Genomic DNA, 14541 nt, shown 5'->3' with positions numbered 1-14541 from the left:
CGCCTTGATCCGTCCCTCCCGAAAACCGCGGCGACCGTTGGTCCGGCCGCGCCGTTCGTGCCCCGTTTCCTGATGCCCCGTTTCTCGGTGCCCATTCGGCGGACCGGGCTTGGCTGCGGCCCGTTCGCACGCTGCCGACCGGTGGAAAGTGTCCGTGACTACTCGCCGAAAGGCAAGACTTTTTGCATAGATTCTGTTGCGCTGCACAATGGGCTTGGCCATTGGTGACAAGGCGGTTTCATGTTAGTAACTGACTGGTCAGTTATGAAGAGGGCTGCACCATGCCCGACCGCGTTCCCCGTCCCGAACCGGAAGCCCCGCCGCGCTGGCGCCGCCGCAAGGACGCCCGTCCGCAGGAGATCGTCGCTGCGGCGATGGATGTCTTCGCCGAACGCGGCTTCGCCGCCGCGAAGCTGGAGGAGGTGGCGGTACGCGCCGGCGTCAGCAAGGGCACGCTTTATCTCTACTTCCCCAGCAAGGACGAGCTGTTCAAGGCGGTGATCCGCGCCGCCATCCTGCCCAATCTGGAGCAGGCCGAAGCCCTGGCCGCCGCCGTCGCGGGGCCATGCTTTCCGGTGCTGGAGCGGCTGCTACGGATGGTGGCGCATCTGGTTGCGACCACGCGTGCGGCCACCATCCCGCGGCTGGTGATCGCGGAGGCCGGCAATTTCCCGGACCTTGCCGCCTTCTACCATCGCGAGGTGATCCGCCGCGGCTTCGGGGTGCTTGCTTCGCTGCTGCAGCGGGGGATCGCGAGCGGGGAGTTCCGTCCGGTAGAGGTCGATCCCACCGTCCGCCTGATCGTCGCCCCGCTGCTGATGAGCGCGGTCTGGCGCACCTCCTTCGACGGGCTGGACGGCGAACCGCCGCTGGACGTGCCGGCTCTGGTGGAGGCGCATATCGGCAACCTGCGCCGTGTGCTGCTGCGCGATGTGGGGGAGGGCGTGCCATGAGCGGTGTCATGGGCGGCCTCGTCGATGGGCTGGCAGCCCTCGCGCTGGCGCTTGGGCTTCCCTTCGGTGCCGGCGGGCCGCCGCCGCTCGCCCATGGCTATGTCGAGGGGGAGTATCTGCGCATCGCCGCCCCCAGTGCCGGAACCCTGGAAAGCCTGTCGGTGGTCCGCGGCGCACAGGTGGCGGCGGGGGCGCCTCTGTTCGCCATCGACCGGGCCACGGCCAATGCGGAGCGCGACCGGCTGGCCGCGGTGCTGGCCCAGGCGCGGGCTCAGCGTGCCGACCTCGCCACCGGCAAGCGGCCGCAGGAGGTGGCGGTGCTGACCGCGCAGAAGGCGCGGGCGGAGGCGGCCCTGCGCTATTCCTCCGCCGAACTGGCCCGTCAGCAGGAACTGGTCGCCCGCAAGGTCACCTCTCCCGACAAGCTCGATCAGGCGCGCGCCGCCTACGACCGCGACCGCGGCCAGTTGGCGGAGGCCGACGCGCAATTGGCGGTTGCAGCCCTGCCCGCCCGGCCGGAGCAGTTGCGCGCCGCCGACGAGGCGGTGTCGCAGGCGGAAGCGGCGCTGTTCCAGGCGGAACGGCGGCTGGCCGATCTCGCGCCCGCCGCTCCGGTCGCGGCCCTGGTGGACGACACGCTCTACAACCCCGGCGAATGGGTGCCGGCGGGTTCCCCGGTGGTGTCGCTGCTGCCGCCGGACCGGGTGAAGCTGGTGCTGTTCGTTCCGGAAACCGCCATGGCGGCGGTGGCGCCGGGTACGGTGCTGTCGGTGCGCTGCGACGGCTGCCCGCCCGGCCTGTCGGCGCGGGTCACGCGCATCGCCTCCCAGGCGGAATACACCCCGCCGGTGATCTACAGCGTCGGCAGCCGCGAAAAGCTGGTCTTCCGGGTGGAGGCGGTGCCGGGCCGGCCGCTGAATCCGGGGCTGCCCGTGGATGTCTGGCCCACCGATGTTCGGCCGGCGGAGAGGCCGCAATGACGGCGGAGGCCCCTCCCGCCATCGACGTGCGCGGGCTGGTGAAGCGGTTCGGCAGCAAGACCGTGGTCGACGATGTGTCGATCCGGGTGGAGACCGGGGAGATCTATGGCTTTCTCGGTCCCAACGGGTCGGGCAAGACCACGACGATCCGCCTGTTGTGCGGGCTGCTGACGGCGGATGCGGGGGAGGGGACCTGCCTCGGCCTCGACATCCGGCGGCAAAGCGCGGAGATCAAGCGGCAGGTCGGCTACATGACCCAGAAGTTCAGCTTCTGGGAGGATCTGAGCATCGCCGAGAATCTGGATTTTGTCGCCCGCATGTACGGCCTGCCCGACCGGCGGCGGCGGGTGGCCGAGGCGCTGGACCGGCTGGGGCTGTCGAACCGCCGCACGCAGCTGGCGGGGGAATTGTCGGGCGGTTGGAAGCAGCGCCTCGCGCTGGCCGCCTGCATCCTGCACGAGCCGAAGCTTCTGCTTCTCGACGAGCCGACCGCGGGCGTCGATCCCAAGGCGCGTCGGGAGTTCTGGGACGAGATCCACCGGCTGGCCGGGGAAGGGCTGACCGTGCTGGTCAGCACCCATTACATGGACGAGGCGGAGCGCTGCCACCGCATCGCCTACATCGCCTATGGCACGATGATGGCCCACGGCACGGTGGAGCAGGTCATCGCCGATTCGGGCCTGCACACCCGTCTGGTCGCCGGCGAAGGCCTGCATCGCATCGCTGAGACGCTGGACGGTGAGCCGGGGGTGGAGATGGTGGCCGTCTTCGGCAGCCGCCTCCATGTCAGCGGCACCGATGCCGTCGCCCTCGACCGGGCGCTCGCCCCCTGGGCCGGACGGCCGGATCTGCGGATCACCGCGACGGACCCGACGTTGGAAGACGTCTTCATCCACCTGATGAACCGCAGCACCGACAACTTCCGCTGAGGAACTTACTCGGTCTGGGCCGAGGTGACGCCGGTGTTCTTGTTCCACTTCAGCGTCAGCTTGGAGATCTGGCACAGGTTCAGCCCGTCCCAGACCGCCGACTCCCCGTCGTCATAGACGACCTTCATGTCCCACTTGCAGGTCTTCTCGGCCTTGGCGAAGGAAACCTCGAAGTACTCGCCGTCCTCCAGGAGGTCGCGACCGAGGATGTCTTCGTCCCAGCTGTTGTTGTTCTTCTCGGACACATAGATGTGCTTCAGCGCGTAGCCGGTCTTGTTGACGATCGTGAAGTCCTGCTGGCCGGCGAGTGCCGCGCCGTGCATCAGGAACAGCGAGGACGCAACCAGCAGGGCCTTGGCGGCGATGTTCTTCAAGATGATCTCCGTGGGAGGAAACAAGTTTGTGTCGAATTCTGGGCATTGAAATCGAGAGGCGTCAACAGTTGAGTTAATCCGAAAGTTAAGTGGGAGACTAAACGACTGTTTATTGCCGCTGCGGGAAAGAAACTGTCAGTGCTTCTTGATTGCATTCTGGTAATGACGGTTAACAACCATTCATTGATTGCGATAAAAACCATCAGCGTGTCAGCCGCGCCATCGGGCCGGAGGTGCCGCAGGGCCGGTCGCCGGTTGCAAGAGGCCAATGGTCGCAAGCGCTTGGCGCGTCGGGAACTTTGTCGCGGCGCACATGATATGGTACATGATGAAAACCGGCATCGGACGCCGGGCAAGATCATGACCAAGTTCTGGACCGCTGCCGGTCCCGCCGGGGCGGTCCCAATCCAGGGGAAGGAACAACGCATGTCGGGATTCAAGGACGCGCCGCCGGATGACCGTTCGGAGCTGACTCCGGAGCAGGAAAGCGCCATCCGCATCGTCGCCAACAACCTGCACCGCCTGAACGACGCCGTCGTCAAGGCGGTCGAGGCCGGCGTGACGGTGGAGCTGATGCGCACCGCCCGTTATCACAACGAAGCCGGCAACTGGGGCGACCAACTCACCCCGGTGATTCGTCCGGGCAAGTGAACGCATCCGGCCGATCTGGCCGGATCCTCCGCGAAAAGGCCCCATCCGTCCAGCGGGTGGCGGCCTTTTTTCGTATGCCGATAAAATTCCACCGATGACGGAAGAAAGGGTGGCCGGCGGCGGCGGCGGGCACAAACTTCCTGGGCATTCCGCTATCGATGCGAGGCCCAGCCATGCCGTCACGCGATCCCGACCGGCGCGCAGCAGCAAGCCGTGAACCCACCAACTCCCCCAACGCCGCGGATGACGCCACCCCGACGTCCGGCGACGTGAACGCGATGTGGAAGCTGCACCGCCTGGAACAGCCGACCTTCGACGACTTCACCCGCGGCCTGTGCCTGGGCCTCGTCTGGTGCATGGCGATGTGGACGCCGATGTTCGTCAGCGCCCTGACCTGATCCCGACACTGATCCCGACAGGGGGCAGCCGCCGGATCGGAGCATCGAACTACACTCCGGCCAGGGACCTGATGCGCACGGCGAGCTGGTCGGGGGTGAAGGGCTTGGCAAGCACCGATGCCGTGTCCGCCCCCATGGTCGCCAGCGATTCCGGGCTGTAGCCGGATGCCAGCAGGACGCGCAGCTGCGGCCAGCGTTCGCGGATGTGCCGTGCCAGATCGATGCCGGATACGCCGCGGGGCATGACCACGTCCGATACGACCAGATCGAAGTCGCGGTCGGTTTCCAGCAGTTCCAGGGCCGCCACGCCGTCTTCGGCGGTCTCCACGGTGAAGCCCTCCTGGGTCAGCCCTTCCACCGTCGCCATCAGGACCAGGGGATTGTCTTCCACCACCAGGATGCGCAGCGGGCGGTGACCGGCCACCGGCGCAGTGGGGGCGGGGGCCGGTTCCGGCGGCCTCATTTCGGTCAGCGGCAGGTCGATGCGGACACGCGTGCCTTCGCCCGGCCGGCTGTCGATGGTGGCATTGCCGCCGGACTGGCGGGCGAAGCCATAGACCATCGACAGGCCGAGCCCGGTGCCCTTGCCGACGCCCTTGGTGGTGAAGAAGGGATCGAAGGCGCGGGCGATCACCTCCGGTGGCATGCCGGCCCCGGTGTCCGCCACCTCGATGCGCACGCTGCGCGGCTCCGGTCCGGGCGACGCGGCTAAGCGGATCCGTCCGCCGCCGGGCATGGCGTCGCGGGCGTTCAGAACCAGGTTCAGCACCGCCATTTCCAACTGCACGGAATCGACGGCGACCGCCATCGGCACCGGCGCGATGTCCCATTCCAGCGCGACGTCGGCCCGGACCGACCGTTCCAGCAGGTCGCCCATCCGGCGCAGGCTGTCGCCCAGATCGACCACGGTCGGATTCACCGCGTCCTGGCGCGAGAAGGACAGCAGCTGGCGGGTCAGCTTTTCCGCCCGTTCCAGCGCGGTGTTGGCGCCCGTCAGGAAGCGCTGCCCTTCCGGTGGCAGATGGCGGCCCAGCAGATGCATGTTGGCCATCGCCGCGGTCAGCAGGTTGTTGAAGTCGTGGGCGACTCCGCCGGTCAGCTGGCCCAGCGCCTCCATCTTCTGGCTCTGGCGCAGGGCCTCCTCCAGCCTTTCGCGGTTGCGCACCTCTTCCGCCCAGCGGCGCACCGCCGCATTCTCGGAGGCGGCACGGCTGTAGGCCAGCCAGGCGATCAGGGCGAGCGCCAGTGTGGCCGGGGCGACGAAGGCGCCGTCCAGCGCCATGTTGCGCCACCAGGACCGGGTGATCTGGGACTGATCCAGCCCGTAGACGACATAGACCGGGAAATCGCCGACCCGTTTGTAGGCGAACACGCGCTCCAGACCTTGCACATGGCTGACGTCGGTGCGGAACAGCCCTTCGACCGGCTGCTTGCGGATTTCGCCGCGCAGCCCGCGGTCGGGCGGCAGGGTGGGGAGCGCCGCCGGCCCTTGCCGCCCTTCCAACGGCGGGTAGCGCATCAGGATCACGCCGTCGTCGCGGATCAGCGAGATGGATTCTCCTTCGGCGCCGATGACCTGCTGATAGAAGCTGAAGAAATAATCGGGATTGACGATGGCGGCGATGATCCCGTCGAAGTTGCCGTCGGGACCGCCGGGGCCGCTGCGGCGCCGGCTGATGCCGAAGGTGGCCTTTCCAGTGGCTGCATCCGCGATCGGTCCGGCGATGAGCAGGCCGGCGTCGCTCTCCCGCTGTTCCCGGAAATCGGCGCGATCTCCGATGTAGCTGTTGCGCGACGGGAAGACGCGGCTGGAATTGCGCACGGTACCGGTGGAATCGGTCAGACCGATGGCGCCGACCTGGTCCAGCTCTCCCACCAGGGTCCGCAGATAGCGGTGCAGCGACTCCGATTCGCCGATCTCGCGCCAGCTTCGGCCGTGGACGCGCTCGTCCACCCGGTCCAGAACCTGCGCCATGGTGTCGAACACCTTCAGCACATGTTCGTGCAGAATCAGCGCGTTCTTGCGGCTGCTCCGTTCGGCCTCTTCCTGGGCCTCTCCCCGCTCGCGCCATCCGATGCCGGCGAACAGCACAAGCGGCAAGGCCACCGACACCGCCAGCAGGAGGCGAAGCAGCCGCAGGGACCCTCTGCGATCGGTCCGGCTTTCGGGGCTGCGAAAGGGCATTGCCATCCACTGTTGGGAAAAAGGAGCGGGACGGCCACGGGGACGCCGCCCCTATCACCTTGGACGATGCATTGAAGCCGGGGCAATTCCGACTTCCGGCTGGTCCGGCCTTACGATTCGCAGGTGCAGGCGCGCGGGAACCGCCCCTCGGTCCAGCGGCGACGGCGGATGTCGGCCTCGTCCTCGCCGGAACGCGGCATGTTGCAGACGGCGCCCAGCCGGTCGCGCAGATGGTCGAGATGGGCGTTGGTCAGGATGGCGATGCCGGCGAAGAAGGGCTCCCGGCAGCGGGTGGCGACCCGGCTGCAGAAATTCGGCACCCAACGCAACGGATGGCGGTCGAGGAACCGGACCGCGTCGGCGGCCTGGCCGCGGTCGAGCAGGGTGGCCAGCAACGCCAGTTCCACCGCGACATGGTCGTCGGGCAGCCGGTCGAACGGCGGGCGGCGAAGTTCCGTCTCCAGCCCGGTCCGCCAGCGCTGGAGCGAGGCGGCGGCCTCGGCCCGGACCCGCTCGTCCATCCACGGCCCTTCCATCGGGCAGGCGCGCAGGTCCTCGCCGTGGTGGATGGCGGTGAAATCGGCGGCCAGAGGGGCGAGACAGCGGCGGGTGATCCGTTCGGGCAGATCGCTCACCACCTCGTCCACCAGGGCGGCGGCCTGAAGGGCGTCGTCGCGGTCGAGCGTAAGCGGACCGCGGCCTACCGGGCTCTGGCGCAGTGCCGTCAACAGAGCCGGCGTCGGCTCCTCCGCATGGAAATGAGCGAGGCGTCGCAGGGCCTCGGCCGAGATGCGGAGGCCCGCGTCTTCCCGGGCGGCGGCTGGGGAGTTGGCCGCTCCAAGACGCTCGGCCGTTTCGAGAACCATGCTCTCCACGCTGTTCCTCCCGGCTGTCGGGCCTGACCGGGCGTGTGCCGGAACCGGGCCGCATGGGAACGTTGCACGAATGGGCTTCGTGTCTTGTCGGCTTCTTGGCTTGGTACCGTCGGCGGCCGATCGGCGGCCCGAACGTTTGCGCGATCTTGTTCGTAGTCTTTACTACCAGCGGGACGATCCATGGTCAACGCGGCGGATGGGCATGAACCGGACGGCGGCGGGAATAGACCGGCGGTTGCCTTGCGGCGCGATGTCCGGCCATATCGACGGATTCCAATCCCCGTGCAGGAGCCTGCCCGCCATGCCGCTTCCCCTCATCGAACAGGCCGACGCCGAACCGGAGGTACGCGCCGTCTACGACGACATCAAGGCGACGCGCAATGTCCCGGACGTGAACAATTTCTGGAAGGTGATCGCCCATCATCCGCCGACGCTGGCGCGGACCTGGGACAGCCTGAAGGAGGTGATGGCCCCCGGCGCGCTGGATCCGCTGATGAAGGAGATGATCTTCGTCGCGGTCAGCGTGACCAACAACTGCCAGTACTGCATCCGCTCGCACGAGGCGGCGGCGCGCCGGCTGGGCATGACCGACGCGCAGTTCGGCGAACTGATGGCGGTGGTGGGAATGGCGAACGAGACCAATCGCCTCGCCGTCGGCTATCAGGTGGAACTGGACGAGCGGCTGAAGTGAAGCGGCGTCAAGCGGCCCGCTTCTGCGGCTGGGCCGCCGCCTTGTCCGGCCGCTGCCCAACCTGTTGTCCAACCTGCTGCTCGATCTGCTGTTTCGGGCGCCGCTCCAGACGACGTTCAGGCAAGCCGTTGATCAGGTCGCTGCGGACGGTGAAATGGGCGATGCTGCGCCCGTCGCCCAGCTCTTCGCTGGCAATGCGTTCCACGCGCACCTCCACGTCCCAGCCGATCTTCGCCCAGGCGGCCCGGATGCGGCGGGCCAGCTCGTGGGCGCCGCGCTCGCTGAAGCTGTCGAGCCTCCCGGCGGACGGGCCGGGATGGAAGCGGGGATAAAGCTGGGGCATGGCCGTTTCTCCTTGGCTGAGGCGGCGCACCGGGCATGTCCGGCGGTCCGCGCAGCGAAGGAATAGTCCATAATGGATTATAAGGGCCATTGAATACCGATACCGGATCGGTATAGCCTCAGGGCTCCTGCAGACCCACGACGGTGTGCAACGTGTCGAGGTCCTCCAGCGGAACGGCGAACTCGCGGTCGGCCGGCCGGTACTCGCGCAGCACGACGGCATCGGGGCCGCGGCGCACGAACTCCTTCACCAGCACCGCCTTGTTGCGTTTGACCACCACCACCCCGGCCCCCGGCGCCGGCGGTTTGTGAGGGTTGACGTGCAGCAACTGCGCCGGCCGAAAGCGCGGCATCATCGATTCGCCGACGACATACATGGCGTAAGGATCGCGGGCGTTCTTCAGATAGTCGGGACGGGCGATCCAGTCGATCGGCCCGTCCTCCAGGAACATCTCCTGGTCCACCCCGCCGCGCGCCGCCGCCCGGACCGGCATGGATGCCGCCGCCTGGGCTTGTTGCACCCCGACCGGCGGCGTTCGCAGCAGCGGCGGCATCGCAGGCCGCGCCGGGCGTGCCGCCGCCGGGACGGCCGGCAGGTCGAGGCCGAGCAGCACCGCGGGCTCCACGCCCAGCGGCTGGGCGAGCTTGACCGCCCAATCGACGGTCATCTTGCGCTGGCCGGTCTCCAGCTTGTTGATCTGGGGCTGGGAGGTGCCGGCCAGTTCGGCCAGCTTCTCCTGGCTCAGCCCGGCGGCCTGCCGCAGTTCGCGCATGGTGGTCATGGGCTGTTCATACCAAAACGGCTTTGGAAAGTCCAACACTGCGGAATAAATCCAGTTGCGCGTACAACCCGGCTTGGTCTAAACCATTGCGGTATGACGCTCGATGACTGGCTCACCCGGACCGCAACCAAGGAAGAGGCCTTCGCCGCCCTGATCGGGACGAGTCAGGCCACCGTCAACCGTTACCGCCATGGCCGCCGGGTTCCCCGTCCGGCGGTGATGGCCCGCATCGCCGCCGCGACCGGCGGGCAGGTGACGGCGAACGATTTCCATGGGCTGGCGGGGGAGGGCTGAGGGCAAAATGCGCGCAACAAAAAAGGCCCTTTCCCACTGGGAAAGGGCCTTTTCCGTGAAGCTGCCGCTCGTTACGAGAACAGGCTCGACACCGACCGCTCCTCGCTGATGCGCATGATCGCTTCGGCGAGCAGGGGGGCGATGGTCAGCTGGCGGATGTTGCGGGACACGCGGACCGCCTCGGTCGCCTGGATGCTGTCGGTGGTGACCAGCTGTTCCAGCGGGGAGACGGCGACGCGGGCAACCGCACCGCCGGACAGGACGCCGTGGGTGCAGAAGGCATGGACCGACTTGGCGCCGGCTTCCATCAGCGCGACGGCGGCGTTGCACAGCGTGCCGCCCGAGTCGACGATGTCGTCGATCAGGATGCAGCGGCGGCCGTCGGCGTCACCGATGATGTTCATCACCTCCGACACGCCGGCGCGCTCACGCCGCTTGTCGATGATGGCCAGATCGGCGTCCAGGCGCTTGGCCAGCGCGCGGGCACGGACCACGCCGCCGACGTCCGGCGACACGATGGTGACCTCGCCGATATTCTCGAAGGACTGGCGGATGTCCTTCTCGAAGACCGGCGCGGCCATCAGGTTGTCGGTGGGGATGTCGAAGAAGCCCTGGATCTGGCCTGCATGCAGGTCCATCGTCAGCACGCGGTTGGCGCCGGCCTGGGTGATCAGGTTGGCGACCAGCTTGGCCGAGATCGGCGTGCGCGGGCCGGTCTTGCGATCCTGCCGGGCATAGCCGTAGTACGGGATGACCGCCGTGATGCGCCGGGCCGACCCGCGCCGCAGCGCGTCGATCGTCACCAGCAGTTCCATCAGGTTGTCGTTGGCCGGGAACGAGGTCGACTGGACGACGAACACGTCCTCGCCGCGCACGTTCTCCAGGATCTCGACGAACACCTCCATGTCGGAGAAACGGCGCACGCTCGCTTTCGTCAGCGGCACGCCGAGACAGGTGGAGATCGCCTCGGCCAGCGGACGGTTGCTGTTGCCGGCAAGCACCTTCATCGGGGTCGGCTCTCTTTGCAGGGATACGGCTCAAGGCACGTTCGCCGCTTGCGCGCCGTCGCCCCTTGAAAACGGGGCGGACCATAACAAAGGGGCGTGCCCATGTAAACGTTCGATGACGGTGGGGTCTTTCCCCATTGGGGAATGCCGCCCTGCGCGGGCGGCATGACCGTTGCGCGATCGCCACCCGTTCGGGCCGGTTCAGTTCTGTAGGACGATGGCCGAAAGGCCGCGGCCGTAATCCGGCTCGCCCCGAAGGCAGGAGCGGCGGTAGCTGAAAAAGCGGTCCTCCTCCGCCACCGTATCGTTGGGGCAGCGCTGGATCACCGTGACGCCCGAGTCGCCCAGCCGCCGGGTGACGTAGGCGGCCAGATCGAACAGGAAATGGCCCGGCTTGCGGGCAGGGGCGAAATAGTCGCGGTTACGCGGGTCCTCCTCCTCGAACGGGGCGGGGAATTCCGGCCCCACCTCGTACGAGCGTTGGGCGATGCAGGGGCCGATGCAGGCAACGATCCGGTTCGGCTTGGCGCCCAGCTCCACCATGCGGGCGACGGTCGCCTCGATCACCCCGGCCCGGGCGCCCTTCCAGCCGGCATGGGCCGCACCGATCACGCGGGCCTTGCTGTCGGCGAACAGCACGGGCGCGCAGTCGGCGGTGAGAATGCCCAGAGCGATGCCCGGCTGCCGGGTCGCCATGGCGTCGGCCTTGGGCGCCGTCTCCGGCGTCCACGGCTCCTCCACCACGACGCAGGTCGGGCTGTGGACCTGATGGCAGGTGACGAGGTTTTCGGGCGTCACCTCCATCCGTGCTGCGGCGCGCGCGCGGTTCTCGTGCACCGCCGCGGTTGAGTCGTTGGACCCCAGCCCGCAATTCAGCGAGGCGTACAACCCGGTGGACACCCCTCCGGTGCGGGTGAAAAAGGCGTGGCGGATATGGGTAATGTCGTTCAGCGCGCCGAGTGTGATCACGAACGCCGTCCTTCCCTGTTCTGTGGCTCCCGCTTGCCCAACAGGGCAGGGGGCCGCGATGCACGGTCCGCCCGGTTTGTCCCGATGGCGGTTCCGGTGCTCTTGTCTCTAACCGGTTGTCTGCGTTTGGCCGTCAGAAGCCTGCCGGCGGGGAGGCGTCGGCGAAGGCTCCGGGCGTGGCCAGCGCGACCAGCTTGAACAGCCTGCCCATTTGCGCAGGATCGATCAAGCGGTCCATCGCGCTTTGGATATCCTTGGCCTGGGCCGGGGTAGCCTTGGCCATCAGGGAGGACGCCCGTTGGCGGATGCCCAGGCGGGTCAGCCATTCCCCCTGCTCGACCGGGCCGAAGGATTGGGCTCCCCCTTCCCGCGCGGCGGCGGCGATGCCGGCGAAATCGACATGCGCGGTCAGGTCGGCCTCGCCCGGCGCCTCCAGCACCGGGGCGAAGGCGTGGCGGCGCAGGGCCTGCAGCGTGTCGCCCACCGCCGGACCTTGGGCATAGCCATAGTCGATCGCCAGAGCGGCACCGGGGGAGGCGGCCAGCCGGGCGCCGATCAACCTCGCCACCGCTTGCGAGGCGGGAGAGACCTCCACCACGCTGCCTTCGGGCGCATCGCGGAGCGAGTTGGGCACCAGCCGGCTGCCGGAGCTGCCGAAGGCCTCCAAAACGAAGCGGAAGCGCGGATCGGATTCGGTGCTGTCGGGCTCGACATCCACCAGCCGCTCGAACCAGCCATGGTTCGTCTTCTGCACCTGACGGATCGGCAGGGCGTCGAAGAATTCGTTGGCGATCAGGATGGTCGGGCCGTCCGGCACATCCTCCAACCGGTCGTGCCAGTGAATGGCGTCGCCCAGGATGGGCTGCAGCGTCCGGCGCTGGCGTTCGCGCAGGGCCGGGCTGGTCTCCACCAGATGGACGATGGCGTTGTCGCGGAACAGCGGCAGCACGGCCGCCGCCCGCAGCACGTCGGCCATCAGCGTGCCGCGGCCGGGACCGAGCTCCACCAGATGGAAGGGGCCGGGGCCGCCCAGCCGTGCCCAGCTGTCGACGCACCACAGGCCGACCAGTTCGCCGAACATCTGGCTGATTTCCGGCGCGGTGGTGAAGTCGCCGCCGCTGCCGAACGGGTCCTGGCGGATGTAATAGCCGAGGCGCGGATGACCCAGCGCTTCCGCCATGAAGGAGCCGACGCTGATCGGGCCGTCCATCAGGATGCGGCGGGCCAGCAGATGGGCCAGCGTCTCCGTTTCGGCGCACTCGTCCCCCGCCATGGCGTCAGGCCGGGATGGCGTGGCGCCGGCCGCGCAGGACCAGCCACAGGCCGACCGCGACCATCGGCAGCGACAGCAGCTGTCCCATCGTGGCGCCGGCGAACAGGAAGCCCAGCTGCGGGTCGGGCTCGCGGAAGAACTCGACGATGATGCGCGACAGGCCGTAGCCGATCAGGAACAGCCCGCCGATCGTGCCGGGCCGGTGGCGCAGCGCCGGGCTGCGGATGGCGATCGCCAGCAGCACGAACAGCACCAGCCCCTCCAGCGCCGCCTCGTAAAGCTGGCTGGGGTGGCGCGGCACCTGGAGCGGATCGCGCGGGAACACCATGGCATAGGCGAAATCGGGAGCCGCCCGGCCATAGAGCTCGCCATTGATGAAGTTGGCGATGCGGCCGAAGAAAAGGCCGATGGGGGCACAGGCGGCGATGATGTCGCCGAAGACGAAGGGCGAGATGCCGCGGCGCCAGCAGAACAGCCCGATGGCCATCAGCACGCCGACCATGCCGCCATGGAAGGACATGCCCCCGTGCCACACCTGCAGCGCGTCCAGCGGGTTTTCCAGATAATAGGGCAGGTTGTAGAACAGCACATAGCCCAGCCGCCCGCCCAGGATGGTGCCGATCACCGCCCAGGTCAGGAAGTCGTCGAACTCCTCCGGCTTGGGCCGCCGGTCGGGATCGAGCCGCGCCAGCCCCAGGCAGTAGCGCCAGCCCAGCACGAAACCGGCGAGATAGGCCAGCGCGTACCAGCGGACGACGACGGGGCCGACGGAAAAGGCGACCGGGTCGATGGTGGGAAAGGCGACGACAGGCAGGGTGGCGAGCATAGGAACTCCGGTCAGCGATACGGGTCGGGCTGCGACAGGAAATCCTGCACATAGCGCCGGACACCCTCTTCCAGCTCGGTGAAGGGCTGGTCGAACCCGGCGGCGCGCAGGCGATCCGTCGTCGCCTGCGTGAAATATTGGTATTTGCCGCGCAGATGCTCGGGCATGTCGAAGTACTCAATCCGGGGGGGCAGCCCCAAGGCGGCGAAGGTCGCCAGCGCCAGATCCTTGAAGCTGCGCGCCTTGCCGGTGCCGACGTTGAACAGACCGCTGACCTCGGGATGGTCGTACAGCCACTGCATCACCGCGACGCAATCGTCGACATGGATGAAGTCGCGCAGCTGGCCGCCGTCCTCGAAGCCGTCCTTGTGCGACTTGAACAGGCGCGCCGGATTGCCGGCCGTCAGCTGCGGATGCAGCTTGGCGACCACGCTCATCATGTCGCCCTTGTGGGCCTCGTTGGGGCCGTAGACGTTGAAGAACTTCAGCCCGGCCCATTGCGGCGGCAGGAGGTCGCCGGTGGCGACGGCGCGGGCGATGCGGCGGTCGACCAGATGCTTGGACCAGCCATAGGCGTTCAGCGGGCGCAGCCGCGCCAGCCCGTCGCAGGAGCCGTCGTCGTCGAAACCCGCCGACCCGTCGCCATAGGTCGCGGCGGAGGAGGCGTAGATCAGCCGGCAACCACGCCAGGAGCACCAGCGCCACAGGTCCAGCGTCAGTGCCACATTGTTGGCGACGATCTTGTCGACGTCCCGCTCGGTGGTGGCGGAGACGGCGCCGAGATGGAAGACCGTGTCGATCTCGGCGGCATGCTGGTCGAGGAAGGCGAGCGTCTGCTCGGGCGGCACCAGCGTCGTGACCTCGCGCTTGGCGAGGTTCTGCCACTTCTCGCCGTCGCGGAAGCGGTCGACGACCGCCACGTCGGTGATGCCGCGCGCGGCCAATGCCGCGACAAGGTTGGACCCGATGAAGCCGGCCCCGCCGGTGACCACGATCATAGCGCTGTCCGCTG

Annotated in this window: 17 protein-coding genes; 7 read left to right on the top strand and 10 right to left on the bottom strand. The window is 68.0% G+C overall.

Annotated elements, in window-relative coordinates:
* The first annotated feature begins 281 nt into the window (after positions 1 to 281).
* From F1643_RS09330 to F1643_RS09320, 3 genes are read left to right on the top strand one after another with little or no spacing between them, the layout of a single operon-like run.
* Entirely contained in the window at positions 282 to 953 is a 672-nt protein-coding gene (locus tag F1643_RS09330) for a TetR/AcrR family transcriptional regulator (protein WP_194912734.1), read from the top strand.
* Positions 950 to 1933, top strand: coding sequence for an HlyD family secretion protein (locus tag F1643_RS09325; RefSeq protein WP_194912731.1), 984 nt, complete (start codon positions 950 to 952; stop codon positions 1931 to 1933). Before F1643_RS09330 ends, F1643_RS09325 begins: the two co-directional genes overlap by 4 nt.
* On the top strand, positions 1930 to 2862 hold the full coding sequence (locus F1643_RS09320; protein ID WP_194912729.1) for an ABC transporter ATP-binding protein: 933 nt from the start codon (positions 1930 to 1932) through the stop codon (positions 2860 to 2862). The genes F1643_RS09325 and F1643_RS09320 overlap by 4 nt, the downstream gene beginning before the upstream one ends.
* A 5-nt stretch (positions 2863 to 2867) precedes the next feature.
* On the opposite strand, the gene F1643_RS09315 is transcribed toward F1643_RS09320, so the two are convergent.
* Positions 2868 to 3236, bottom strand: a complete 369-nt coding sequence (locus F1643_RS09315; RefSeq protein ID WP_194912727.1) for a hypothetical protein — start codon at positions 3234 to 3236, stop codon at positions 2868 to 2870.
* A 426-nt stretch (positions 3237 to 3662) separates the two neighbouring features.
* Between F1643_RS09315 and F1643_RS09310 the strand changes: the two genes are divergently transcribed.
* Both F1643_RS09310 and F1643_RS09305 read left to right on the top strand, forming a co-directional pair.
* Complete coding sequence (locus F1643_RS09310) at positions 3663 to 3887, top strand: hypothetical protein (protein WP_085090721.1); 225 nt, start codon at positions 3663 to 3665, stop codon at positions 3885 to 3887.
* A 173-nt stretch (positions 3888 to 4060) separates the two neighbouring features.
* Positions 4061 to 4285 (top strand): hypothetical protein, encoded by a 225-nt coding sequence (locus F1643_RS09305; protein WP_149222173.1) that lies wholly within the window; start codon positions 4061 to 4063, stop codon positions 4283 to 4285.
* Positions 4286 to 4334: 49 nt separating this feature from the next.
* Here the strand turns inward: F1643_RS09305 and F1643_RS09300 are convergent, their stop codons facing one another.
* Both F1643_RS09300 and F1643_RS09295 read right to left on the bottom strand, forming a co-directional pair.
* Complete coding sequence (locus tag F1643_RS09300; protein WP_370540545.1) at positions 4335 to 6392, bottom strand: ATP-binding protein; 2058 nt, start codon at positions 6390 to 6392, stop codon at positions 4335 to 4337.
* A 188-nt stretch (positions 6393 to 6580) separates the two neighbouring features.
* Positions 6581 to 7336: a molecular chaperone gene (locus F1643_RS09295; protein ID WP_206692413.1), complete on the bottom strand. Its 756-nt coding sequence runs from the start codon at positions 7334 to 7336 to the stop codon at positions 6581 to 6583.
* A 310-nt stretch (positions 7337 to 7646) separates the two neighbouring features.
* On the opposite strand from F1643_RS09295, the gene F1643_RS09290 reads away from it, so the two are divergent.
* Positions 7647 to 8036 carry a carboxymuconolactone decarboxylase family protein gene (locus F1643_RS09290; RefSeq protein WP_194912723.1) on the top strand — a complete coding sequence of 130 codons (390 nt, stop codon included), beginning with the start codon at positions 7647 to 7649 and terminating at the stop codon, positions 8034 to 8036.
* A gap of 7 nt (positions 8037 to 8043) precedes the next feature.
* On the opposite strand, the gene F1643_RS09285 is transcribed toward F1643_RS09290, so the two are convergent.
* Both F1643_RS09285 and F1643_RS09280 read right to left on the bottom strand, forming a co-directional pair.
* Positions 8044 to 8379, bottom strand: coding sequence for a hypothetical protein (locus F1643_RS09285; RefSeq protein WP_194912721.1), 336 nt, complete (start codon positions 8377 to 8379; stop codon positions 8044 to 8046).
* Between the two features lie 118 nt (positions 8380 to 8497).
* On the bottom strand, positions 8498 to 9160 hold the full coding sequence (locus tag F1643_RS09280; protein WP_194912719.1) for a LexA family transcriptional regulator: 663 nt from the start codon (positions 9158 to 9160) through the stop codon (positions 8498 to 8500).
* Between the two features lie 93 nt (positions 9161 to 9253).
* Between F1643_RS09280 and F1643_RS09275 the strand changes: the two genes are divergently transcribed.
* Positions 9254 to 9454 (top strand): helix-turn-helix transcriptional regulator, encoded by a 201-nt coding sequence (locus F1643_RS09275; protein ID WP_109105773.1) that lies wholly within the window; start codon positions 9254 to 9256, stop codon positions 9452 to 9454.
* Positions 9455 to 9525: 71 nt separating this feature from the next.
* Here the strand turns inward: F1643_RS09275 and F1643_RS09270 are convergent, their stop codons facing one another.
* From F1643_RS09270 to rfaD, 5 genes are all read right to left on the bottom strand, one after another.
* Entirely contained in the window at positions 9526 to 10461 is a 936-nt protein-coding gene (locus F1643_RS09270; RefSeq protein ID WP_109047245.1) for a ribose-phosphate pyrophosphokinase, read from the bottom strand.
* Positions 10462 to 10662: 201 nt separating this feature from the next.
* A complete protein-coding gene (pgeF, locus tag F1643_RS09265) occupies positions 10663 to 11430 on the bottom strand; it encodes a peptidoglycan editing factor PgeF (RefSeq protein WP_194912717.1) in 768 nt (255 codons plus the stop codon).
* 133 nt (positions 11431 to 11563) lie between these two features.
* Positions 11564 to 12703 (bottom strand): class I SAM-dependent methyltransferase, encoded by a 1140-nt coding sequence (locus F1643_RS09260; protein WP_194912714.1) that lies wholly within the window; start codon positions 12701 to 12703, stop codon positions 11564 to 11566.
* 4 nt (positions 12704 to 12707) lie between these two features.
* Positions 12708 to 13529, bottom strand: a complete 822-nt coding sequence (gene lgt, locus F1643_RS09255) for a prolipoprotein diacylglyceryl transferase (protein WP_194912711.1) — start codon at positions 13527 to 13529, stop codon at positions 12708 to 12710.
* Positions 13530 to 13540: 11 nt separating this feature from the next.
* Positions 13541 to 14527, bottom strand: coding sequence for an ADP-glyceromanno-heptose 6-epimerase (rfaD, locus tag F1643_RS09250; protein WP_194912710.1), 987 nt, complete (start codon positions 14525 to 14527; stop codon positions 13541 to 13543).
* Positions 14528 to 14541: the final 14 nt, after the last annotated feature.

Origin of the sequence: Azospirillum sp. INR13 (genome assembly GCF_015390205.1) — a bacterium.
Classification (GTDB): domain Bacteria; phylum Pseudomonadota; class Alphaproteobacteria; order Azospirillales; family Azospirillaceae; genus Azospirillum.
This window is presented reverse-complemented; position numbering and strand designations above follow the sequence as displayed.